The following is a 23778-nucleotide window of genomic DNA, read 5'->3' as shown; positions in this document are numbered from 1 at the left end:
GAGGTATGCCCCCCATGACAGGCGAGCCACTCCCGGCCCGGTATCCCACACCCGATGGCCCGACGCTGGCCACATCCGCGCCGCTGCGCGCGCTGGTGGCGGCGCTGCAAGAGCGGTTCGGCGGCGGGCTTCAGGCGGTCATCCTCTATGGCTCGTGCCTGCGCAGCGCCGATCTTCTTGACGGGCTGGTGGATTTCTACGTGCTGGCCGAGAACACGCCGCGCGCCGAGCCGCGACCCTTGCTGCGGCTTGGCGGGCGCATCCTGCCGCCCAATGTCTATTATCTCGAAACCCCGCTGGACGGTCAGACCGTGCGCTGCAAATACGCGGTGCTGAGCCTTGCGCAATTCGAGCGCGGCACCGGGCCGGGGTGGTTTCAATCCTATCTCTGGGGGCGGTTCGCGCAGCCGGTGAAACCGGTCTGGTGCGACACGCCCGCCACGCAGGCGCGGCTGCGCGCGGCGTTCATGCGCGCGGGCGAAACCCTGTTGCGCCGCGCCATCCCGGCGCTGCCGCCGGAGGGGCGGCTGGCGGATTTGTGGCAGGGCGCGCTGGCGCTCAGCTATGCCACGGAATTGCGCGCCGAACGGCAGGGCCGCGCCGCCGAGCTGGCCGGGCACGGGCAGGCGTTTTTCGAGGCGCTGACCCGGTCCCTTGTGCCGCGCCTGGGCGGGCTGTTGCAGGTCGTGGAACGGGACGGCACGCTGGTCTATCACAGCCACGCCGCGCCGCGCGCGCGCCGGGTTGCGCCGATGCTCTGGGCCATGCGCCGGGGGCAGGGCAAGGCGCTGTCGGTGGCGCGCCTGGTAAAGGGGCTGTTCACCTTCGAGGGCGGGTTGGATTACCTCGCCTGGAAATTGTCGCGCCATTCAGGCCAGGAGGTGGTGATCCCCGACAAGGTGCGCCGCCGCCCGCTGATCCATATCTGGGGATTCATGCGGCACCTTCACGCGCGCGGCGTGTTCCGCTGATCCGTTTGCCGGGCCGCAGCGCGCAAGAATCCGCCCATTGCCTGAAATACAATGACAGTTTCCCGACATTTTTTGCCAAAGGCGTGATCCAGATCAAAACAGTGCGATGTTCAATTGTGCTTCTGTGACATGGCGTCTGCTGGAAATCTCCTGTATAGATTGCGCCAGAAAAACAGAACCGAGGTTGCGGATCCCACCATGAAACACGCCGTATTCATCCAGACAAACCACAAGCAGTTTGTCGGCGCCATTGTCGCCGAACATGCGCTGCGCAAATATTCCAGCAACAACGACAAGTTCGAGGTGCATCTCGTCAACAGCCGCGACTATCCGTTTTTCATGGCCCGCGAGGGCCAGGAATACATGCGCGACGGGGTCAAGCGGGTGTGGCTCAACGAGGATCTGCAATCGTTCACGCCGACGCGGTTCATGCCGCCCGAACTGATGGGCTATGAGGGCCGCGCCGTGGTGATCGACCCCGACGTGTTCGCCTGTTCCGATGTCTGGGAACTGCTCAACCGCGACATGAAGGGCAATGCGATCATGGCGCGGATGCGCTCTGGCACCAAGGGCCTGATCGACAAGGCCTATGCCAGTTCGGTCATGCTGCTGGACTGTGCGCAACTGACCCATTGGAAGGTCGAGGAACAGTTCAACGCCATGTTCGACGGCGATCATGACTATTCGCGCTGGATCGGCCTGCGCGACGAAGACAAGTCCAAGATCGATTTCATCGAGAACGAGTGGAACGATTTTGACAAGTTCACCATCGACACGAAAATGCTCCACACCACGCGCCGCAAGACCCAGCCGTGGAAGACCGGCCTGCCGGTTGACTGGCGCCCCGCCGAGCGGTTCCGCCTGTTCCCGCCAGCCGCCTGGGTGCTGCGCCTGCGCCGCAAGATGTTTGGCGAATACGGCCTGATGGGCAACTACAAGGTGCATCCCGACCAGAATCAGGAGAATTTCTTCTGGGGGCTGGTCAAGGAATGCGTGCAAGAGGGCAAGCTCACCGAAGAGTTCATCCGCAAGGAAATGGCCGAGAACCATGTGCGCCACGACGCGCTGGAAATGCTCGACCGTGTGCCCGACCTGCCCGCAGGCACCGCGCATCCGCTGAGCGGCGGCGGCCTCGCCCGCGCGGCTTGATCGCGCCACCCGGCGCGGCCTAGGGGCCGCGCCTATGCATTGTGCTCAAGACCGGGTTTCGCTTTCGGGCAACGTGTCTTGGGCAAACAGCGCGCGAATCCTGTCGCTCGCGTCCTGCGCTCCGCCCGATGGGTCGGGGCGCATGTCTTTTGCCCAGACCTCTCCTTGCGCGATCAATCCTGCCGCCTCGTCAAGCCAGCGCGCGCGGCCGCCCTGCACCATCGCGCCTTGAATGCGCGAGATGTCGCGCCGCAGGCGCAGCGGCGCAAACCGCATCGCCAGCGCATGGCTGAGCGGCTTGTGGCGGAAATTATGGGCGTGACGCCACCATTGCCCCGGCGCATCGCCGGGATCGAAGAGATAGAGCGGACGCCCCAGGCTCGCGGCCTCGGCCAGCATCGACATGCTTTCGCCGGTGACGACGAAACGATCCCCGAGGCCGAGAAAGGCGGGGTAGGGGTTGTCGCCCGCCGCGTCGCGATCGTGCCACCAATAGGTCTGTGCGGGCCGATCGAGCGCGGCGCAGAACGCCTCTGCCACCGCGCGCGGCGTGCGCGGGCTGCCGGTGACAAGCGCCGTGCCGCCGGTCCGGGCCAGCAGCCGGTTGACCCCTTGCGCGAGGCGGCGGGCCTTATGGGGGGTGAACACGAACGGCCCGCTATCGCCGCCGATCAGCACGGTGGTGAAGGGGCGCGACAAATGCGCGAGCGCGGGTGCCGCCGCCGCTGCCGCCGCATCGACGCGGGCGCGGGTGAAGCGGTGCATCGGCAGCGGATTGACGATGATATTGGGCGCGGGGTCGAGGAAATATTGCGGCGTGCTGACAATCAGATCATAGCAGGCGGGCGCGGCCCAGGGGCGACCGACATGGACCAGCCGCGCCGTGCCGCCCGATTGCCGCCTGATCCAGCGCGCCACCGGCTCGTTGCGGCGTCCGGCGCTTATCACGAGGTCCGGCCAAGGCGGCGCAAGCGGGCTGGAGGCGGGTCTGTCGATCCCCAGCAGCGTCGGCCCCAACAGAAGATGCGGCAGCAATTCCCAGGCGCGCGCGAGGATGTGCTTTTGCTCGAACGGCCAGCCCAATGTCTCGGCCAGCGCCAGCACCTGCGTGTTGTCGCCCGCCTTGCGCCCGAGCAGGCACCAGACCCTTGGCCGGTTGGCTGCGCTGATACTGTCGTGGCCCAAAGCACATTCCCCGCGTGATACCGGCCCGGCGCGGCCCGTCTGCGTGCCTGGGGCCACAGATTGGCCGCGCGACCGGCACCGGACAAAATTACCCATATAAAGACAGACCGTTACCCTTTATGACCAGGACACGAAACCCTCATCACCAATGTGACGGCCCGATTATGCTCAACTTACCCTCTCGTGATACATGGGCCGCGGTGCGGCGTCATCTTGTGCTTGGCGCGCTGTTCTTTCTGCCCAGACACAAGAAAATCGCCCTCGAACGCCGCCTGCGCGGCAAGCAGGAATATGCCAAGCTGCAAGAGGCCGATTGGGCGCTGGTGTCCTGGGGTAAGAGCGGGCGGACATGGTTTCGGGTGATGCTGTCGCGGTTTTACCAGCTTCATTTCGGGCTCGACACCGATTACATGCTGGAATTCGACAATTTCCACCGGTTGAACCCGAACGCCCCTAAGGTCTTGTTCAGCCATAACAACTATATCCGCGACTATCTCGGTGCGTGGGACAATCTCGATTATTACAAGGGCAAGAAGCTGGTCTTGCTGGTGCGCGATCCGCGCGATGTGGCGGTGTCGCAATATTTCCAGTGGCGCTATCGCATGTTGCCGCGCAAGAAGGTGCTCAACGCCTATCCGCCGCATGGGGCCGATGTCGATATCTTCGATTTCGTGTGCAACCCGGATTGCGGCATTCCAAAGATCGTCGAGGCGTTCAATATCTGGGCGCGGTCGCTGCCGGCGCTGGGCGACGGGGTGCTTGTGGTGCGTTACGAGGATCTGCGCCACGATCCCGCCGGGGTGCTGGCACAGGTGGTGTCATTCGCCGGAATCACCGGCAGCCCCGCGCATCTGGAGGCGGCTAAGGAGTATGCCGCCTATGAAAACATGAAAAAGCGCGAGGCCGGGAACGAGGGGATGCGCGGCAGCGGCCAGCGTGTGAAGCCCGGTGACGGGGCGAACCCCGATTCCTTCAAGGTGCGGCGCGGCAAGGTCGGCGGTTACCGCGATTATTTCACGCCCGAGCAGGTGCAGATCGTCGATGCGATGGTCGAGGACGCGCTCGATCCGTCCTTTGGCTATGGCGCGCCCTGACGCAGGCGGCCCAGAGCGCGCAGACAGCCGAGCGCCGGAAAATTCTGAATTTTCCGGTCCGGACTCTTTTCAAGAGTCCGCCACCCCATGCCGTTCAATATCCGCGCCAGATCCAGCCGCCGCCAAGCACCCGGCTGCCTTCGGTCTCGTAGACCACGCAGGCCTGGCCGGGCGAGATGCCTTCCTCGGGCGTGAGCAATTCCACCTCGGCCTCGGTCTCTGACAGGGGCCGCAGCACCGCCTCGCGCGGGGGGCGGGTGGAGCGCAGCTTGACCGAGACGTGCCATTCGGGCCGCGCGGTGAGCGGCTCATCGCCGAGCCAGTTGATCTCGCGCACCGGCACGGTGCGGGTGGCCAGCATCGCCTTGGGGCCGACGATCACGCGGTGGCCCTCGACATCGAGCCGCACCACGTAAAGCGGCTCCTCAAGCCCGCCGATGCCAAGGCCCCGCCGCTGCCCGATCGTGTAGTGGATCACGCCCTCGTGGCGGCCAAGGATGCGCCCGTCGGTATCGACGATCTCGCCCGGCTCTGCCGCGCCGGGGCGCAGCTTTTCGATCACGCTGGCATAATTGCCGTCGGGGACAAAGCAGATATCCTGGCTGTCGGGCTTGTCGGCCACGATCAGCCCGTGGCGCGCGGCAAGCGCGCGGGTCTCGGCCTTGGAGCCGAGATGGCCCAGCGGAAAGCGCAGAAAGGCAAGCTGTTCGGGCGTCGTGGAGAACAGGAAATAAGACTGGTCGCGGCCCGCATCGGTGGCGCGGTGCAGCTCCGGGCCTCGCGCGCCGATCTTGCGCTGGATGTAATGGCCGGTCGCCATGCAATCGGCATCGAGGTCGCGGGCGGTTTCCAGCAGGTCGCGGAATTTCACCCGCTCGTTGCAGCGGATGCAGGGCACCGGCGTGGCCCCGGCAAGGTAGCTGTCGGCGAATTCGTCGATCACCGCGTCGCGAAACACCGATTCGTAATCGAGCACGTAATGCGGAAAGCCAAGGTCTTCGGCCACGCGGCGGGCGTCGTGGATATCGCGCCCCGCGCAGCACGCGCCCTTTTTCGCCAGCGCCGCGCCGTGATCGTAAAGCTGGAGCGTGACGCCGACCACGTCGTAGCCCTGGGTGGCAAGTTCTGCCGCCACCACCGACGAATCGACGCCGCCCGACATCGCGACCACCACCCGCGTCTCCGAAGGCGGCTTGGCAAAGCCAAGGGAATTCAAGCTGTTGCGGTCATCAAGGGGCATGGGGTCTCCGATCCGTATCCGGCGAAATATAGGAAAATCCTAAGCACTCTCAAGGCCGGGTTTCACCGCCCGTTAAGCCTGTGGCGGCATCCTTCGATGCGCATCAGCAAAGGGGTGAGAGTGATGTATCTCAAGAAGGTGGGCGGGCCAAGGGCGGTCACGCTTGGCGATGGGACGGTGATCAGCCGGGCGGACCTGCCGCCGCCGGATACCGAGCGTTGGGTGGCCTCGCGCAAGCTCGCGGTGGTGCGCGGAATCGCCTATGGGTTGATATCAAAGGCCGAGGCGCTGCGTATCTATGGGTTGAGCGATGAAGAGCTTGATAGCTGGACGCGCAACGCGCGCGAGCGTGGTGTGGACGGTCTGAAAGTGACGCTCGGCAAGGGCGCTGGACAACCAGAGCGATAGTTGGCAAGTTGTTCCGTGGTTGGTAACGCGCAATTAACCATTTCTGGTCAGGGTTGTGAACATGTCAATGCCACCCAACGGAGAAACGTTATGCGTGTATTGCTTGTCGAGGATGACCCAACCACCTGCAAGAGCATCGAGATGATGCTCGGCCATGCCAATCTCAATGTGTACACCACCGATCTGGGGGAGGAGGGGATCGACCTTGCCAAGCTCTATGATTACGACCTGATCCTGCTCGATCTGGGGTTGCCGGACATGAACGGGCACGAGGTGCTGCGACAGTTGCGCCTGGCGCGCATCGCCACGCCGATCCTGATTCTCTCGGGCGCGGATGACACCGAAAGCAAGCTCAGGGGGTTCGGCTTCGGGGCCGATGACTATCTGACCAAGCCGTTCCACCGCGAGGAACTGGTGGCGCGCATCCATGCCATCATCCGCCGCTCCAAGGGGCATTCGCAATCGGTGATCCGCACCGGCAAGATCAATGTCAATCTCGATGCCAAGACGGTGGATGTGGCCGGGCAGACGGTGCATCTCACCGGCAAGGAATACCAGATGCTCGAACTGCTGAGCCTGCGCAAGGGCACCACGCTCACCAAGGAGATGTTTCTCAACCACCTTTATGGCGGCATGGACGAGCCGGAACTCAAGATCATCGACGTGTTCATCTGCAAACTGCGCAAGAAACTGGCCGAGGCCACCGGCGGCGAGACCTATATCGAGACGGTTTGGGGCCGGGGCTATGTGCTGCGCGATCCCGAACCGGGGATGCGCGATGGCACGGCGCTGGCCATCGGAGCCTGAGGGCCAGGCATCTGGACCTTGCCCCGCACCCGCCCTATCACTCGGATGGGCGGATCACGGAGGGGCCGATGCCGGGGGATATATCTGTCGAACGCCTGACCGAGGCGCAGGCCAAGGCAGAGCTTGCGCGGCTGGCCGAGGCGCTGGCAGAGGCCGATGCCGCCTATCACACCGACGACGCGCCGGTGATGTCGGATGCCGCCTATGATGCGCTCAAGGCGCGCAACAGGGCCATCGAGGCACGCTTTCCCGCGCTCAAGCGCGCCGACAGCCCGTCGGAGCGGGTGGGGGCCGCCCCGGCGGAGGGATTTGCCAAGACCCGCCACGCGCAACGGATGCTGAGCCTTGGCAACGCGTTTTCCGCCGAGGATGTCGCCGAGTTCGACGCCCGCATCCGCCGCTATCTCGGCCTCTCGGATGATGCCCCGCTGGCCTATACATCCGAGCCCAAGATCGACGGGCTGAGCCTGAGCCTGCGCTACGAGCACGGTCGCCTCGTGCAGGCGGCGACGCGCGGCGATGGCGAGGTGGGCGAAAACGTCACTGCCAATGCCCGCACCATCAAGGATATTCCCGAGACGCTGGCGGGCGCGCCCGTGATCCTGGAGGTGCGCGGCGAGGTCTATATGAGCCACGAAGATTTCGAGGCGCTCAACGCGCGGCAGGCGGCGGCTGGGGCCAAGAGTTTCGCCAATCCGCGCAACGGCGCCGCCGGATCGCTGCGCCAGCTTGACGCCAAGATCACCGCCGCGCGCCCGCTGCGCTTTTTCGCCTATGGCTGGGGCGAGATTTCTGCGCCGCTTTCCGACACGCAGATGGGCGCGATAGACCGGCTCGCCGCGCTGGGCTTTGTCACCAACCCGTTGACACGGCTCTGCGACGGCCCCGACGCGCTCCTGGCCCAATACCGCGAGATCGAGCAGGCGCGCGCCACGCTCGGCTATGATATCGACGGGGTGGTCTACAAGATCAACGATCTGGATCTTCAGGCGCGGCTCGGCTTTCGCTCGACCACGCCGCGCTGGGCCATCGCGCATAAATTTCCTGCTGAGCTGGCCTGGACCCGGCTGGAGGCGATCGACATCCAGGTGGGCCGCACCGGCGCGCTTTCCCCGGTGGCGCGGCTCGCGCCGGTGACGGTGGGCGGGGTGGTGGTGCGCAACGCCACGCTGCATAACGAGGATTACATCGCCGGGCGCGCGGCCACGGGCGGCACCATCCGCGAGGGCCGCGATATCCGCGTGGGCGACTGGGTGCAGGTCTACCGCGCGGGCGACGTGATCCCCAAGATCGCCGATGTGGACCTTGCCAAGCGCCCCGATGACGCCGCGCCTTACGTCTTTCCCACCACCTGCCCGGACTGCGGCTCCGAGGCGGTGCGCGAGCCGGGCGATGCGGTGCGCCGCTGCGTGGGCGGGCTGATCTGCCCCGCGCAGGCGGTGGAGCGGCTCAAGCATTTCGTCTCCCGCGCCGCGTTTGATATCGAGGGGCTGGGCGCGAAACAGGTCGAGGCGTTCTATCGCGACGGCTGGATCACGGAACCGGCGGATATCTTCACGCTCAGGGATCGCTATGGGCCGGGATGTTTGACGCAGTTGAAGAACCGCGAGGGCTGGGGCGAGAAGAGCGCGAAGAACCTCTTTGAGGCCATTGAGGAAAAACGTAAAATCCCCTTTGGGCGGCTGCTCTTCGCGCTGGGCATCCGCCATGTCGGCGAGCAGGCGAGCACGCTCATTGCGCGCAATTACGGCACATGGGGCGATTTCACCGAAGCGATGGACAGCGCCCGCGACATGGACGGCCCCGAATGGGAGCGGCTGCTGGGCATCGACGGGGTGGGCGCGGTGATGGCGACAAGCCTCGTGCAGGCCATGACCGAGCCGCATGAGCGCGCGGGCATCGACCGGCTGGTGGCGCATCTGGAGGTCGAGGCGGCGGCCGCGCCCGATACCTCGGGCAGCCCGGTCGCGGGCAAGACGGTCGTCTTCACCGGCACATTGGAGCGGATGACCCGCGCCGAGGCCAAGGCGCGGGCCGAGGCGCTGGGGGCCAAGGTGGCAGGCAGCGTGAGCGCGCGCACCGATATCCTGATCGCCGGGCCGGGGGCGGGATCGAAAGCGAAAAAGGCCGCCGATCTGGGCGTCGAGGTGATCGACGAGGCGGCCTGGCTCGCCCTGATCGGGGCGGCATGAGCAGCCGGCCCGAAATCCTCTACCCGGTCTTTGCCGGGATCGAGACGCTCGAGGGCGTGGGGCCGAAGACCGCGCAACACCTTGCCGCGCTCGACATCACCCGCCCGCGCGACCTGCTCTTGACCTTGCCCGCCTCGGGGGTGGACCGCCGCCGCCGCGCCACCGTGCAGGGGGCCGAGATTCCCGGCGTGGTCACCGTCGAGGTGGTGGTGGGCCGCCACCACGCGCCCGCCCGCCCCTCGGCCCCGTACCGTGTGGTGGTCGAGGATGCCGCCACCAGCTTTCATCTGGTGTTCTTTCGCGCGCGCGAGGATAATCTGCGCCGCCTCTTGTCCAGCGGCGCGCGGCGGGTGGTATCGGGCAAGGTGGAGCTCTTTGACGGGGTGGCGCAGATGGTGCATCCCGATCATGTCCTGCCGGTGGAGGAGGCGGGCGAGATTCCGGCCTTTGAGCCGATCTATCCGCTCACGGCGGGGCTGACGCAGCGGGTGATGGCGCGGGCCGTGCGCGCGACGCTGATGCGCGCGCCGCGGCTTGCCGAATGGATCGACCCGGCGCAGAAGGCGCAGGCCGGCTGGCCCGACTGGCACGACGCGCTGGTGGCGGCGCACGGGCCAAAGGCGGCGCAGGACCTGGCCCCGACCGCGCCCGCGCGCGCGCGGCTGGCCTATGACGAATTGATGGCGCATCAGTTGACGCTGGCGTTGGCGCGCGCGCATCTGCGCCGTGCCAAGGGGCGGGCCACGGTGGGCACCGGCGAGATGCAGGCGCGCGTGCGCGCCGCGCTGCCCTATGCGCTCACCGGGGCGCAGACCCGCAGCATCGCCGAGATCGCCGCCGACATGGCCGCGCCTGCGCGGATGAACCGGCTGTTGCAGGGCGACGTGGGCGCGGGCAAGACGCTGGTGGCGTTCAAGGCGCTGTTGATCGCGGTCGAGGCGGGCGGGCAGGGGGTGTTGATGGCCCCCACCGAAATCCTCGCGCGGCAGCATTTCCAAGGCCTTGCACCGCTGGCCGAGGCGGCGGGGGTGCGGCTCGAAATCCTCACGGGCCGCGATAAGGGGGCTGCGCGCGCGGCCAAGCTCGCGGCGCTGGCGGCGGGCGAGACGGGTATCCTTATAGGCACCCATGCCGTGTTCCAGAAGGATGTGGAATTCGCCGATCTGCGGCTTGCCGTGGTCGATGAACAGCACCGTTTCGGCGTGCGCCAGCGGCTGGAGCTTGGCCGCAAGGGGGCGCAGGCGGATGTGCTGGTGATGACCGCAACACCGATTCCGCGCAGCCTGTCGCTGGCGCAATATGGCGACATGGATGTGAGCGTGCTGGACGAGAAGCCGCCCGGACGCAAGCCGATCACCACGGCGCTTGTCGCCATGGGGCGCATGGACGAGGTGGTGGATCACCTGCGCCGGGCCATCGCCGAGGGGCGGCAGGCCTACTGGGTCTGCCCGCTGGTGGAGGAAAGCGAGGCGGTGGACCTCAGTAGCGCCGAGGAGCGGTTTCGGCGGTTGCGCGCAGGCCTGGGCGATGGGCGCGTGGGGCTGGTGCATGGCCAGATGCCGCCCGAGGACAAGGACGCCGCGATGGCGGCCTTTCAGCGCGGCGAAACGGCGGTTCTGGTCGCCACCACGGTGATCGAGGTGGGGGTGGATGTGCCCAATGCCTCGATCATGGTGATCGAGCGCGCCGAGAGCTTTGGGCTTGCGCAACTGCACCAGTTGCGCGGGCGGGTGGGGCGCGGCACGGCGGCCTCGACCTGCCTGCTGATGTATCAGCCGCCGCTGTCCGAGAGCGGGCGGCGCAGGCTCGAGACCATGCGCGAGACCGAGGACGGGTTTCGCATCGCCGAGGTCGATCTGGAGATGCGCGGCGCGGGCGATCTTATCGGCACGGCGCAATCGGGGCTGCCCCGGTTCCGTATCGCCGATCTGGAATCGCAATCGGCGCTGATGGCGGTGGCGCAGTCTGATGCGCGCAAGCTTCTCTCGGATGATCCGGGCCTGACCTCGCCGCGCGGGGCGGCGGCGCGGGTGCTGCTGTGGTTGATGGAGCGCGATCAGGCGATTCGGCTGATTTCGGTCGGGTGACGGTTTGTTCTCTTATTGTTCTTGACTTTGCCGTTTGGACATGAGAACAATCGGGCAACATCAGATCGGAGGGGTTCAATGCTACACCAGATCAAGACATCCGCCGCCCGCGCCGGGGATACCATCCTTGGCGATGCTGCCGGGGCCTGCGCGCTTGCGGTGATGCTGGTGGGGGCGCTTTACCTGCCGGTCCTGTTCTGACGGTTTCGTTTCTGCCTGCCGATGCGCGGCCTTGTGGTGCCCCTGTTCCTGATCGGGCCCCGACGCCTGCCTGTCCCAAACCATGAGGGGGCCGCCTCTTGCCCCCGGTGTCCATGACAGGGCCGCGCCCGGCCACTTTCCGCCGCCGTTCCAAGCGAACGCGCGGCGGTTTTTTTATGGGCGTGGGCTGTGGCCGCGTATCAAGGCCGGGCAACCAGGCTCTTGGCCATCTGCATGGTCTGGATATCAGGGCCGGACAGCTCAATTCGGCCTGCAAGAGGTCCACTTTTACAACACCGCACCCGTCATGCATACTCCGGGTAAATAGGTGTGACGAATCTCGCGCCATCAGGATGAATGTCTTTACCAAATGGCTATCGACGACATCAGGAATGATCTGGGGGACCAGACCTGGGCGGATGTGCTCCGGGCGATGGATCGCACCTATGCCGAACTGGTCGATTACCAGGAGCAGTTGGAGAGCCGCAACGCCGAGCTGACCAATCTGCGGCATTTCCTGTCGTCGATCATGGTCTCGATCAACGATTACCTGGTGGTGGCCGACAAGCACGGTGCCATCGCCGATGCAAGCGCGTCCTTCTCTGCCCTCGTTGGGATCGAGGTGGCCGATCTGGCGGGGCGTCCCCTGCGTGATTTCATCGCCGAGGCCGATGCGGACGGGCTGAGCGAGGCAATGGCCGAGACGGTTGCCCTGCGCCGCCCCCATACGCACAGCGCCAACCTGGTCACACCCGATGGGCCGGAGCCGGTGGAATTCAGCATCGCGCCGCAGCTTGACCGTCGCCGCAAGAGCACGGGCGTGGTGCTGACCGGGCGGCCCATGGGGGCGCTCAAGCGCGCCTATGCCGAGTTGGAGCGCAGTCACGAGGCGCTCAAGCAGACCCAAGGGCAGTTGGTGCGCAATGAGAAGATGGCGTCCTTGGGCCGTCTGCTGGCCGGGGTGGCGCATGAGCTCAACAACCCGATCAGTTTCGTTTATGCCAACACCCATACGCTGGAGAAATATCTGGCGACGTTCGAGACCTATTTCGAGCGGGTGCAGGCCGGGGCGAGCCGTGAGGAGCTGGTGGCGCTGCGCGAGGCGCTGAAACTGGATCGCAACCTCAGGAACCTCGCACAAGTGGTGCAGGGTGCGCGCGACGGGGCCGAGCGGGTGCGCGATATCGTCGAGGATCTGCGCCGTCTGTCGGCGGACGGGGCGGGCGAGATGACCAATTTTGACCTGTTGGAGACCGCGCGCGTGGCCGTGAACTGGATCGAGCGGGGAGCCAGGGCCGATCTGCGGATCAGCTATGGCGGGGTTGCCCCTTGCATGGTGCGCGGGCGCTCGGGGCATATCCAGCAGGTGTTGATGAACCTCGTGCAGAACGCCGTCGATGCGATGGAAGGGATGGATGACCCCGCGCTGCGCCTTGATCTGCACTACGAGGGCGCGCGTGCCGTGCTGGAAATTCGCGATACCGGGCCGGGGATTCCGGCGGCCGAAGCGCAGGCGATTTTCGATCCGTTCTTCACCACCAAGGCGGTGGGCAAGGGCACCGGGCTGGGCCTGTCGATTTCGCACAAGATCGTCGAGGAACACGGCGGCACGCTGGAACTGGTCGAGCGGGCGGGGCCGGGGGCCTGTTTCCGGCTGAGCCTGCCGAGGGGGGGGACTGCATGAACATCCTGTGGTTGCAATCGGGGGGGTGCGGTGGCTGCACCATGTCGCTTTTATGTGCCGAGGACCCCAATGTGCTGGCGCTGCTGGAGGGCGCGGGGCTGGACTTTCTCTGGCATCCGACGCTGAGCGAGATGACCGGTGCGCCGGTGCGGGTGATGCTGGAGGATATTCGCGCAGGCAGGCAGGTGCTCGATATTCTCTGCATCGAGGGCTCGATCCTGCGCGGGCCGAATGGCACCGGGCGGTTTCACATGCTGGCGGGCACCGGGCGCTCGATGCTCGAGTGGCTGCGCGACCTGGCACCGCGCGCGGACCATGTCGTGGCGGTGGGCACCTGCGCCACTTATGGCGGCGTGACCTCGGCGGGCGAGAACCCCGCCGATGCCGTGGGCGTGCAATATGACGGGATGCATCCGGGCGGTGCGCTGGCCGATGATTTCCGGTCGCGCGCGGGCCTGCCGGTGATCAACGTGGCGGGCTGCCCCACGCATCCCGACTGGGTGACCGAGACGTTGTTGATGCTGGCGGCGGGCGAGATGCGCGCCGACATGCTCGACGGCTATGGCAGGCCGCGCTTTTACGCCGATCACCTGGTGCATCATGCCTGCCCCAAGAATGAATTCTACGAATACAAGGCCAGCGCCAGAACCCTTTCGCAGATGGGTTGCATGATGGAGCATCTGGGCTGCGTCGGCACGCAGGCGGTGGGCGATTGCAATATTCGCGGCTGGAATGGCGAGGGCAGTTGCACGCGCGCGGGATACCCCTGCATCAACTGCACCGCGCCCGAATTCGAGGAGCCGGGCCACGGCTTTGCCGAGACGCCGAAATTCGCAGGTATCCCGGTGGGCCTGCCCTCGGACATGCCCAAGGCCTGGTTCATGGCGCTGGCGAGCCTGTCGAAGGCCGCCACGCCGCCGCGCATCGCGCAAAATGCCTTGGCCGACCGGATCACCGTGCCCCCCAGCCTCAAGAAGCCCCGGTCATGAGCGAGGCACAGCTTCTGGTCGGGCCGTTCAACCGGGTCGAGGGCGATCTTGAAATCCGTCTGGATGTGGCGGGGGGCCGGGTGCGCGCGGCTTGGGTCAACTCGCCGCTCTTTCGCGGGTTCGAGCGGATGCTCTTGGGCAAGGGGGCGATGGATGCGCTGACCATCACGCCACGCATTTGCGGCATCTGCTCGATCAGCCAGTCGGCGGCGGCGGCGCGGGCCTTGGCAGAAGCGGCAGGCGTGGTGCCCGCGCCCGAGGGGGAAAAGGTGGCGGCGCTGTTGCATATGGTCGAAAATCAGGCCGATCACATGACCCATTTCAACCTCTTCTTCATGCCTGATTTCGCACGGGAGGTTTACGCGGGGCGGCGCTGGCACGCCCGCGCGGTGGCGCGGTTCATGGCGATGAAGGGCTCGGCCCTGCATGGCGCGATTGAGGCGCGGGCGCGGCTTTTGCATATCGTCGGGCTGTTGGGGGGCAAGTGGCCGCACACGTTGGCGATTCAGCCCGGAGGCGTCACGCGCGCGCCGTCGCTGCGCGACAAGCTGCGGATGCAGGCCAGTTTGCGCGCGTTTCGCGCCTATCTGGAGGCCGAGATGTTCGGCGCGCCGCTGGAGGATTTTATCGCGATCGACAGCGTCGCGGGGCTGGAGGCGTGGGGCCGGGGCGATCTGGCGCTCTTTGCCGAGATCGCCGCCGACCTTGATCTGGCGGGGATGGGGCGCGGCTCGGGGCGCTATCTGTCCTACGGGGCCTATCCCACGGCGGCGGGTTTTGTGTTTGGCCGGGGCATCTGGGCCGGGGGCGCGGCGGGCGCACTTGATCCCGCGCTGATCGCCGAGGATCTGAGCCATGCCTGGATGCTGGGCGAGGCGGCGCATCCGGAGGCGGGGCAGACCCTGCCCGACGAGGCGATGCGCGACCCCGGCTATAGCTGGTGCAAGGCCCCGCGTCTGGCGGGGCTGGGCTATGAGACCGGCGCGCTGGCGCGGCAGGTGGTGGACGGGCACCCCCTGGCGCGGGCGCTGGCGGGTGAGGGCGGGGTGCGGGCGCGCATTGTCGGGCGGCTTCTGGAGATTGCGCGCACGCAAGTGTTGATGGAAGAGTTGCTCGCCGGGATTGATCCTGCGGCAAGGTTCATGGCCGATTGGGCCGCGCCCGTGGACGGGACGGGCGCGGGGCTGGTGGAGGCGGCGCGCGGCGCGCTGGGTCATTGGTGCCGGATCGAGGGCGGGCGCATCGCCGCCTGGCAGATCATCGCGCCGACGACGTGGAATTTCAGCCCGCGCGACGCGGGTGGCGTGCCGGGGCCATTGGAGGCGGCGCTTGTGGGAGCAGAGGTGCGGCCGGGCGAGGACACGCCGATTGCAGTGCAGCATATCGTGCGCAGTTTCGATCCCTGCATGGTCTGCACGGTGCATTGATGGGCGCGCGTGCGGCCACGCGACAAGGGGGCGCTGCCCCCGTCGCCGTTCCGGCGACTCCCCCGGAGTATTTGAGCCAAGAAGACGCCGGGCGCGATGGTTGAGGGCTGGCGTATCCGGGTGCGGGGGCAGGTGCAGGGGGTGGGGTTTCGGCCCCATATCTGGCAACTCGCGCGCGAGATGGGGCTGCGCGGGCGGGTGCTCAACGATCCCGAAGGGGTGTTGATCGAGGCGGCGGGCGACGATCTGGCGGGGTTTGTCGCGGCCATTGCGCAGCGCGCGCCGGTTCTGGCGCGGGTCGATGCGGTGACGCATGAGGGGGGCGTGTTCGATCTGCCCGAGGGGTTCGAGATCGCACCGAGCCGGGGGCAGGGGGCCGAGACGCGGGTGACGCCGGATGCGGCGAGTTGCGCCGATTGCGTGGCAGAGATTTTCGCGCCGGGGCGCCGGCAGGGCTATGCCTTTACCAATTGCACCCATTGCGGGCCCCGATTCACGATTTTGCAGGGTCTGCCCTATGACCGGGCGCGCACCACGATGGCGGATTTTCCGATGTGCGCCGCCTGTCGGGCGGAGTATGAGAACCCCGCCGACCGGCGGTTTCATGCGCAGCCCGTGGCCTGCCCCGACTGCGGCCCGAGGATTTGGCTGGAGCCGGGGGGCGGGGATGCCATTGCGGGCACGGTGGCGGTGCTGCGGGCCGGGGGAATTGTCGCGGTGAAGGGGCTGGGCGGGTTTCACCTCGCTTGCGATGCGGGCAATAGCGAGGCGGTGGCGCTGTTGCGCGCGCGCAAGCGGCGGCCCGGCAAACCCTTTGCGCTGATGGGAACGGTGGAGATGATCCGCGCCGCCTGCGCGGTATCGGCGGAGGAAGAGGCGCAGCTCGGTGATCCCGCCGCGCCGATCGTGTTGTTGCGCAAGGCGGCGGAGGTGCTGCCCGATTGCGTGGCACCGGGGCAGGCGGTGCTCGGTTGGATGCTGCCCTATACGCCGCTGCATCATCTCTTGATCGCGGCGATGGGGGGGCCGCTGGTGATGACCTCCGGCAATCTTTCGGGCGAGCCGCAGGTGATCGGCAACGCCGAGGCGCGCGACAAGCTGGGCGGGTTTGCCGATGCCTTTCTCATGCATGACCGCGAGATCGCGCGCCGCCTTGATGACAGCGTGGAGCGCGCGCACCCGCCGATGATCCTGCGCCGGGCGCGGGGGCGGGTGCCGGGCACGCTGCCCTTGCCCGATGGCTTCGGCGATGCGCCGCAGGTTCTGGCCTATGGCGGGCAGATGAAGGCGGCGATGTGCCTCTTGAAGAACGGTCAGGCGCTTCTGGGGCATCATCTGGGAGAGTTGGACGAGGCGCAGACATGGGAGGCGTTTCTGGCGGCGGAGCGGGATTATGCCGCGCTGTTTGACCATGTGCCCGCGTTAGTGGCGTGTGACATGCACCCCGGATACCGCGCGACGCAGGCGGCCCATGCGCGGGGCCTGCCGGTGGTGGAGGTGCAGCACCATCATGCCCATATGGCTGCCTGCATGGCCGAGAATGGCTGGCCGCTGGGTGCAGGTAAGGTGGCGGGGATCGTGCTGGATGGGCTGGGCCTTGGCCCCGACGGGACGGTCTGGGGCGGCGAGGTGCTGCTTGGCGATTACCTGGGGGTCGAGCGGCGCGGCTGGCTGAGCCCGGTGGCGATGCCGGGGGGCGACATGGCAAGCCGCGAGCCGTGGCGCAATGCGCTGGCGCAATTGGATGCGGCGGGGCTGAGCGACGTGGCCGATGGGATGTTTGGCGGGCGGCCGCTGACGCTGTTGCGGCAGGCGGTGCGGGCGGGGGTGAATGCGCCGCTGACCTCTTCGGCTGGGCGGCTTTTCGATGCCTTTGCCGCCGTGCTGGGCTTTGCCGGTGCGCAATCCTATGAGGGCGAGGCGGCGATGGGGCTGGAGGCGCGCGCGCTCCCCGATGGCGTGGCCTATCCGCTGGGGGGCACGGAGGGTGTCATCGAGACCGGCCCGCTCTGGCAGGCATGGGCGCAGGACCGCGCGGCGGGGGTGGCGGCAGAGGTGATGGCGGGGCGATTTCATGCCGGGCTGGCGGCGGCATTCTCGGGCCGCGCGCGGGCGCTGGTGGAAAGCGGCGCGGCAGAGGCGGTGGCGCTCTCGGGGGGGTGTTTCCAGAATGCGCTGCTGCTGGAATTGACCCTCGCGGCGCTGGGCGATCTGCCGGTGCTGATCCACCGCAAGGTGCCTGCCAATGATGGCGGTCTGGCGCTGGGGCAGGCGGTGGTTGCGGCGGCACGGGCGGTAAGCGGCTGACCGGTTGCGGCGATGGGGCGGTAAGCGACTGGCCGGTGCGGGTGCTGCTCATAGGCGCAAACCGCTGACAAGCCAATGATTTCATTTCTATTTATTGTGCTGGCGGCGGAGGCGTCTTTTCTTGGACAGGGGGCGCGCGCCTTGGTCTGATACCTCTTGAGGGGATGTATACGCTTGCATCCCGAGGCGAAGACCGAGGGAGGACCAGCCTTGAGCCAGATCGAAACCTTCTATGACGTGATGCGCAGGCAGGGAATTACCCGGCGCAGTTTCATGAAATATTGCTCGCTCACGGCCTCGGCGCTGGGCCTCGGCCCGGCCTTTGTGCCGCGCATCGCCCACGCGATGGAGACCAAGCCGCGCACGCCGGTGATCTGGGTGCATGGGCTGGAATGCACCTGCTGCTCGGAGAGTTTCATCCGCTCGGCGCATCCCTTGGCCAAGGATGTGGTGCTGTCGATGATCTCGCTCGATTACGACGATACGTTGATGGCCGCCGCCGGGCATCAGGCCGAGGCGGCACTGGAGGACACGATCCGGCGCTACAAGGGCAATTACATTCTGGCGGTCGAGGGCAACCCGCCGCTCAACGAGGACGGGATGTATTGCATTATCGGCGGCAAGCCCTTTGTCGAGCAGTTGCGCCATGCCGCCAAGGACGCCAAGGCGATCATAAGCTGGGGGGCCTGCGCGTCCTATGGCTGCGTGCAGGCCGCCAAGCCCAACCCGACGCGGGCCACGCCGGTGCACAAGGTCATCACCGACAAGCCGATCATCAAGGTGCCGGGCTGCCCGCCGATTGCCGAGGTGATGACCGGGGTTATCACCTATATGCTGACCTTTGACCGCCTGCCCGAGTTGGACCGGCAGGGGCGGCCGACGATGTTTTACGGTCAGCGTATTCATGACAAGTGCTATCGTCGGCCGCATTTCGATGCCGGGCAGTTCGTCGAGCAATGGGACGACGACAATGCGCGCAAGGGCTATTGCCTCTACAAGATGGGGTGCAAGGGGCCGACCACCTATAACGCCTGTTCCACCGTGCGCTGGAACGAGGGGGTGAGTTTCCCCATCCAGTCGGGCCACGGCTGTATCGGCTGTTCCGAGGACGGGTTCTGGGATCAGGGCAGTTTCTACGACCGGGTGACGGACCTCACGCAATTCGGCGTCGAGGCCAATGCCGATCGCGTGGGCATGGCCGCCGCCGGTGTGGTGGGCGGTGCCGTGGCGGTTCACGCCGCCGTCTCGGCGCTCAAGGCCGCGCAGCGCAAGACCCAGACCCAACCCAGCAAAGAGGAGGCATAAGCCATGAGCATGACCCCGAACGGCTTTGACCTCGACAATACCGGCCGCCGCATCGTCGTCGATCCGGTGACGCGGATCGAGGGGCATATGCGCTGCGAGGTGAACGTCGATGATGAGGGCGTGATCCGCAACGCGGTCTCGACCGGCACCATGTGGCGGGGGCTGGAGGTGATCCTCAAGGGCCGCGATCCGCGCGACGCCTGGGCCTTTACCGAGCGGATTTGCGGGGTCTGCACCGGCACGCACGCGTTAACGAGCGTGCGCGCGGTCGAGGATGCGCTGGGCATCACCATCCCCGAAAATGCCAATTCCATCCGCAATATCATGCAGTTGAACCTGGAAATCCACGATCACATCGTGCATTTCTATCACCTGCACGCGCTCGACTGGGTGAACCCCGTGAACGCGCTCCGGGCCGATCCCAAGGCCACCAGCGAATTGCAGCAGGCGGTGAGCCCGTCGCATCCGCTGTCAAGCCCCGGCTATTTCCGCGATGTGCAGAACCGGCTCAAGAAATTCGTCGAAAGCGGGCAGCTTGGCCTGTTCAAGAACGGCTATTGGGACAATCCCGCCTATCTCTTGCCGCCCGAGGCGGATCTGATGGCGACGACGCATTACCTTGAGGCGCTTGATCTGCAAAAGGAGATCGTCAAGGTTCACACCATCTTTGGCGGCAAGAACCCGCATCCCAACTGGCTGGTGGGCGGCGTGCCCTGTCCGATCAACGTGCATTCCACCGGGGCGGTGGGCGCGATCAACATGGAGCGGCTGAATATGGTCAGCTCCATCATCGAGCAGTGCATCACCTTCAACAAGAATGTCTATCTGCCCGACGTTATCGCCATTGGCGGCTTTTACAAGGGTTGGCTGCATGGCGGCGGGCTGTCGGGAAAATCGGTGCTAGCCTATGGCGATATCCCTGAAAATGCCAATGATTTTTCGGCTGGGAACCTGCATCTGCCGCGCGGCGCGATCATCAATGGCAACCTGGGCGAGGTGCACGAGGTTGATGTGCGCGACCCCGAGCAGATTCAGGAATTCGTCGATCATAGTTGGTATCGCTATGGCGAGCCGGGCCGCGGTCTGCACCCTTGGGATGGCGAAACGCAGGCCAATTACGAGCTTGGCCCCAACGCCAAGGGCACGCGCACCAATATCGAAGAGATCGACGAGGCGGCGAAATACAGCTGGATCAAGGCGCCGCGCTGGAAGGGGCATGCGATGGAGGTGGGGCCGCTCGCGCGCTATGTCGTGGGCTATGCGCAGGGGCACGAGGACATTCGCAACCAGGTGGATGGTCTCTTGCGGGCGCTTGATGTGCCGTTCGACGCGATCTTCTCGACGCTGGGGCGCACCGCCGCGCGGGCGCTTGAGAGCGAATATTGCGGGCGGCTGCAAAAGCATTTCTTTGACAAGCTGGTGCAAAACATCAAGAACGGCGATGAGAGCACCGCCAATATCGCCAAATGGGATCCCTCTACCTGGCCCAAGGAGGCCAAGGGCGTGGGCATGACCGAGGCCCCGCGCGGCGCGCTTGGCCACTGGATCAGGATCAAGGAGGGCCGCATCGAGAATTATCAATGCGTGGTGCCGACCACCTGGAACGGCTCGCCCCGCGACACCGCCGGAAATATCGGTGCGTTCGAGGCGTCGCTGATGAACACACCGATGGAGCGCCCCGAGGAGCCGGTGGAGATCCTGCGCACGCTGCACAGTTTCGATCCGTGTCTGGCCTGCTCGACGCATGTAATGTCGCCCGAGGGCGAGGAACTGACCACCGTAAAGGTGCGCTAAGGGAGGAATGCTGATGAGGAAACGTAACGTTCTGATCGTCTCGGGGGTGCTCTCGGCACTTGCGGCCCCGGCGCTGGCTCATTCAGGGCATGGCGAAACTTCGGGGCTCATAGCGGGGCTGATGCATCCGGTGCTGGGCCCCGACCACCTGCTGGCGATGCTGGCGGTTGGGCTCTGGTCCGGCTTCGTGCTGCCGCGCCGGTTCTGGCTGGGGGCGGTGGTATTCATGACAGCGATGGCAGCGGGGGCCGGCCTTTCATGGGCTGGTCTTGACTATCCGATGGTGGAACCGATGATCGTCCTGTCGGTCGTGCTGTTCGGTTTCCTGACGCTGGTCTCGCGGCGTGGGCAGCCCGACCGGCTGACCCTTGCCTCATTGATCGTGATCGGCGTCTTTGCCTCTGCGCATGGCCACGCACATGCGACCGAGGCCGCAGGCAATAATGCGCTTGCCTATCTCGCGGGGTTTCTGGTGGCCACCGGGGGGCTTCACTTGGCGGGCATAGCCCTCGCGCACGCGGTGGCCGCACAACCCCTGGCACAGCGGATCATGGGTGGAGGCATTGCCGCCTCGGGCCTGTGGCTCGCGTTCGGATAAGGGATGATGCAATGAACAACGGCACCCAAACCGGCCTCGTCGACGCCGACGCGGGCGATCTCGCCACCGTCGCGCGGCAGACGAGCGTTTATGTCTACGAGGTGCCGGTGCGGCTCTGGCACTGGATCAATGCGCTGGCGATCCTGACGCTGGCGCTGACCGGCTATTTCATCGGCGCGCCGCCGCCTTCGATGCAGATCGGCGAGGCGGCGCATCAATTCGTGTTCGGCTATATCCGGTTCGCGCATTTCGCGGCGGGCTGGATTCTCGTCATCGGGTTTCTGGGGCGCATCTACTGGGCGATTTTCGGCAATCACCATGCGCGGCAGTTGTTCTATGTGCCGATCTGGCGGGGCGCGTGGTGGCGCGAGGTGTTTTTCGAGGTGCGTTGGTATCTGTTTCTGGAAGCTGCCCCCAAGAAATACGTGGGCCACAACCCGCTGGCCCAACTGGCGATGTTTCTCTTCATCACGCTCGGTGTGTCGTTCATGATCGTCACCGGCCTTGCGCTCTATTCCGAGGGGCTGGGCAAGGACAGCCTGCTTTACGCGCTCTTTGGCTGGGTGTTCACCCTCTTTGGCAACAACCCGCATATCGTGCATACCTATCATCACCTCGGCATGTGGTGGATCGTGATCTTCATGATCGTGCATATCTACGTGGCGATCCGCGAGGATATCATGAGCCGCCAATCCATCGTCTCGACGATGATTTCGGGCACGCGGACCTTCAAGGACGATCTGCCGGACTGATCGGCGGGTCTCCAATCGGGCGGGACTCGAAAGGCGGGCGTGCAGCCCGCCTTTTTGTTTGGTCGTTTGCCTTTCATATTTTACAAAAGTGGAAGGTAACATGGCATTCGCCGTGCGGTTCTTTGGCATATTGCGGTTTAAATACCTGTTTAATAATGATTTTTTATCCTGGTGTCCGGGGCGGTTTTCGGTGTTCATCGGCATGCCAAAGCGGCCATTCTTCTGGCAGGGATCGCATTCGCGCATGGAGGAGGAGACATGCAGCCAAGCGTATTGATACTGGGCATCGGAAACGTGCTCTGGGCCGATGAGGGGTTTGGCGTGCGCTGTGTCGAGCGGCTGGCGGCGCGCTGGTCCTTCGGGCCGGGGGTGACGGTGCTCGATGGCGGCACGCGGGGGCTGTATCTGCTGCCGTTCATGGAGGCCGCCGACCGGCTGATCGTGTTCGATGCGGTTGATTACGGGCTGGTCCCCGGCACGCTGAAAATCGTCGAGGATGACGCCGTGCCCGCCTTCCTGGGCGCGAAAAAGATGAGCCTGCACCAGACCGGGTTTCAGGACGTGATCGCCACCGCGCAACTGATGGGCTACTGCCCCGAGCGCCTCATGCTCATTGGCTGTCAGCCCGAGGAGTTGGAGGATTACGGCGGCGGGTTGCGCGCTGTCGTGGCCGCGCAGATCGACCCCGCCATTGACGTGGCACTGGCGCGGCTGCGGGATTGGGGCGTGACGATGCACCCCGGCGCAAGCGATGCGAGGTTCCTGGCCGATCCGTCGATCCGGCAGGACGCCTATGAGACAGGCCGCCCGAGCGCCGAGGCGGCGTGCCGGGTGGGCGATGCGCGCTTCCTGCCGGGCGAGGGCTAGGCCATGTGCGTGGGCATTCCGATGCAGGTGCTGTCGGTCGACGGGATCGCCGCGCGCGCCACCGATGGTGTGGATGAGACGCTGATTGATCTGACGCTAACCGGCGCGGTCGCCCCCGGCACCTGGGTTCTGACCCATCTGGGGGCGGCGCGCGAGGTGCTGGACGAGGCCGAGGCGCAGAAGATCGCCGCCGCCCTGCGCGCGCTCCGATCCATCATGGCGGGGGGCGGGGCGGGCGATGCCTTCGCCGATCTGGAGGCGCGCGCGCCCGCCCTGCCGCCGCATCTGCACGCCGCCCGCGCCGCAGGCAAGAGCATTGGATAGAGAGGCAGACGCCATGACACATCCGTTGATCGACCGGCTGAGCGCCGAATTGGGCTGGCCCCGTCTGGAAAGCCACGACGCCCTTGCCGCCTTCACCGCGCGCGAGGGGGTGCATGTGCTGTTCGTGCCCGGCGATCCCGCGCGCAACCTGGAAAGCGCCGATGTGGCGGTGATCCTGCCCGAATTGCGCATGGCCTTTCAGGGCCGGTTCGATTGCGCCGTGGTGGGCGATGCCATCGAGGCGGACTTGCGCGAGGCGACGCGCGTGCTCAAGACGCCGAGCCTGATCTTCTACCGTGCGGGCGAGGTGATCGGCGCGATCCCCAAGGTGCGCGACTGGGACGACTACATGACCCGGATCACGCAGATCCTGAGCCGCAGCAACGCCGCCTGAGGA

22 protein-coding genes are annotated in these 23778 nt (G+C 66.0%); 20 read left to right on the top strand and 2 right to left on the bottom strand.

What is annotated here, in order from left to right; all coding sequences use genetic code 11:
• Positions 1-14 precede the first annotated feature (14 nt).
• Together ABIE58_RS06325 and ABIE58_RS06320 are read left to right on the top strand one after the other, a co-directional pair.
• Positions 15-971 carry a hypothetical protein gene (locus ABIE58_RS06325; RefSeq protein WP_354543860.1) on the top strand — a complete coding sequence of 319 codons (957 nt, stop codon included), beginning with the start codon at positions 15-17 and terminating at the stop codon, positions 969-971.
• A gap of 198 nt (positions 972-1169) precedes the next feature.
• Positions 1170-2120 carry a hypothetical protein gene (locus tag ABIE58_RS06320; RefSeq protein ID WP_354543859.1) on the top strand — a complete coding sequence of 317 codons (951 nt, stop codon included), beginning with the start codon at positions 1170-1172 and terminating at the stop codon, positions 2118-2120.
• Positions 2121-2165: 45 nt separating this feature from the next.
• Here the strand turns inward: ABIE58_RS06320 and ABIE58_RS06315 are convergent, their stop codons facing one another.
• Positions 2166-3305, bottom strand: coding sequence for a mitochondrial fission ELM1 family protein (locus ABIE58_RS06315; protein WP_354543858.1), 1140 nt, complete (start codon positions 3303-3305; stop codon positions 2166-2168).
• A 200-nt stretch (positions 3306-3505) separates the two neighbouring features.
• On the opposite strand from ABIE58_RS06315, the gene ABIE58_RS06310 reads away from it, so the two are divergent.
• Positions 3506-4399, top strand: coding sequence for a sulfotransferase domain-containing protein (locus ABIE58_RS06310; RefSeq protein WP_354543857.1), 894 nt, complete (start codon positions 3506-3508; stop codon positions 4397-4399).
• Positions 4400-4493: 94 nt separating this feature from the next.
• On the opposite strand, the gene mnmA is transcribed toward ABIE58_RS06310, so the two are convergent.
• Positions 4494-5639, bottom strand: coding sequence for a tRNA 2-thiouridine(34) synthase MnmA (gene mnmA / locus ABIE58_RS06305; RefSeq protein ID WP_354543856.1), 1146 nt, complete (start codon positions 5637-5639; stop codon positions 4494-4496).
• Between the two features lie 123 nt (positions 5640-5762).
• Between mnmA and ABIE58_RS06300 the strand changes: the two genes are divergently transcribed.
• The 17 genes from ABIE58_RS06300 to ABIE58_RS06220 all read left to right on the top strand — a co-directional run bounded on the left by ABIE58_RS06300 (position 5763) and on the right by ABIE58_RS06220 (position 23775).
• Positions 5763-6047 (top strand): DUF1153 domain-containing protein, encoded by a 285-nt coding sequence (locus ABIE58_RS06300; RefSeq protein WP_354543855.1) that lies wholly within the window; start codon positions 5763-5765, stop codon positions 6045-6047.
• 90 nt (positions 6048-6137) lie between these two features.
• On the top strand, positions 6138-6854 hold the full coding sequence (ctrA, locus tag ABIE58_RS06295; RefSeq protein WP_354543854.1) for a response regulator transcription factor CtrA: 717 nt from the start codon (positions 6138-6140) through the stop codon (positions 6852-6854).
• 68 nt (positions 6855-6922) lie between these two features.
• The gene (gene ligA, locus ABIE58_RS06290; RefSeq protein ID WP_354543853.1) at positions 6923-9046 is read left to right on the top strand and encodes an NAD-dependent DNA ligase LigA; all 2124 of its coding nucleotides are present in this window, start codon (positions 6923-6925) and stop codon (positions 9044-9046) included.
• Positions 9043-11133 (top strand): ATP-dependent DNA helicase RecG, encoded by a 2091-nt coding sequence (gene recG / locus ABIE58_RS06285; protein WP_354543852.1) that lies wholly within the window; start codon positions 9043-9045, stop codon positions 11131-11133. Before ligA ends, recG begins: the two co-directional genes overlap by 4 nt.
• Before the next feature lie 78 nt (positions 11134-11211).
• On the top strand, positions 11212-11334 hold the full coding sequence (locus ABIE58_RS06280; RefSeq protein WP_354543851.1) for a hypothetical protein: 123 nt from the start codon (positions 11212-11214) through the stop codon (positions 11332-11334).
• Positions 11335-11704: 370 nt separating this feature from the next.
• Positions 11705-13018, top strand: coding sequence for a sensor histidine kinase (locus tag ABIE58_RS06275; protein ID WP_354543850.1), 1314 nt, complete (start codon positions 11705-11707; stop codon positions 13016-13018).
• Complete coding sequence (locus ABIE58_RS06270) at positions 13015-14007, top strand: NADH-quinone oxidoreductase subunit B family protein (RefSeq protein WP_354543849.1); 993 nt, start codon at positions 13015-13017, stop codon at positions 14005-14007. Before ABIE58_RS06275 ends, ABIE58_RS06270 begins: the two co-directional genes overlap by 4 nt.
• Positions 14004-15434, top strand: coding sequence for a nickel-dependent hydrogenase large subunit (locus ABIE58_RS06265; protein WP_354543848.1), 1431 nt, complete (start codon positions 14004-14006; stop codon positions 15432-15434). The genes ABIE58_RS06270 and ABIE58_RS06265 overlap by 4 nt, the downstream gene beginning before the upstream one ends.
• A 96-nt stretch (positions 15435-15530) precedes the next feature.
• Positions 15531-17741, top strand: coding sequence for a carbamoyltransferase HypF (gene hypF, locus ABIE58_RS06260; protein ID WP_354543847.1), 2211 nt, complete (start codon positions 15531-15533; stop codon positions 17739-17741).
• Between the two features lie 210 nt (positions 17742-17951).
• A complete protein-coding gene (locus ABIE58_RS06255; RefSeq protein ID WP_354543846.1) occupies positions 17952-19046 on the top strand; it encodes a hydrogenase small subunit in 1095 nt (364 codons plus the stop codon).
• Between the two features lie 3 nt (positions 19047-19049).
• Positions 19050-20840, top strand: a complete 1791-nt coding sequence (locus ABIE58_RS06250) for a nickel-dependent hydrogenase large subunit (protein ID WP_354543845.1) — start codon at positions 19050-19052, stop codon at positions 20838-20840.
• Between the two features lie 13 nt (positions 20841-20853).
• On the top strand, positions 20854-21438 hold the full coding sequence (locus ABIE58_RS06245; protein WP_354543844.1) for a HupE/UreJ family protein: 585 nt from the start codon (positions 20854-20856) through the stop codon (positions 21436-21438).
• A gap of 11 nt (positions 21439-21449) precedes the next feature.
• The gene (cybH, locus tag ABIE58_RS06240) at positions 21450-22190 is read left to right on the top strand and encodes a Ni/Fe-hydrogenase, b-type cytochrome subunit (protein ID WP_354543843.1); all 741 of its coding nucleotides are present in this window, start codon (positions 21450-21452) and stop codon (positions 22188-22190) included.
• 100 nt (positions 22191-22290) lie between these two features.
• Complete coding sequence (locus ABIE58_RS06235; RefSeq protein WP_354543842.1) at positions 22291-22467, top strand: hypothetical protein; 177 nt, start codon at positions 22291-22293, stop codon at positions 22465-22467.
• Positions 22449-23057, top strand: coding sequence for a HyaD/HybD family hydrogenase maturation endopeptidase (locus ABIE58_RS06230; protein ID WP_354543841.1), 609 nt, complete (start codon positions 22449-22451; stop codon positions 23055-23057). Before ABIE58_RS06235 ends, ABIE58_RS06230 begins: the two co-directional genes overlap by 19 nt.
• A 3-nt stretch (positions 23058-23060) precedes the next feature.
• A complete protein-coding gene (locus ABIE58_RS06225; protein ID WP_354543840.1) occupies positions 23061-23381 on the top strand; it encodes a HypC/HybG/HupF family hydrogenase formation chaperone in 321 nt (106 codons plus the stop codon).
• 13 nt (positions 23382-23394) lie between these two features.
• On the top strand, positions 23395-23775 hold the full coding sequence (locus ABIE58_RS06220; protein WP_354543839.1) for a thioredoxin domain-containing protein: 381 nt from the start codon (positions 23395-23397) through the stop codon (positions 23773-23775).
• The last annotated feature ends 3 nt before the right edge of the window (positions 23776-23778 follow it).

Source organism: Roseovarius sp. MBR-78, from assembly GCF_040547535.1.
GTDB lineage: Bacteria > Pseudomonadota > Alphaproteobacteria > Rhodobacterales > Rhodobacteraceae > Roseovarius.
The sequence above is the reverse complement of the archived record's forward strand: the minus strand, read 5'-3'. Positions and strand labels throughout refer to the sequence as shown.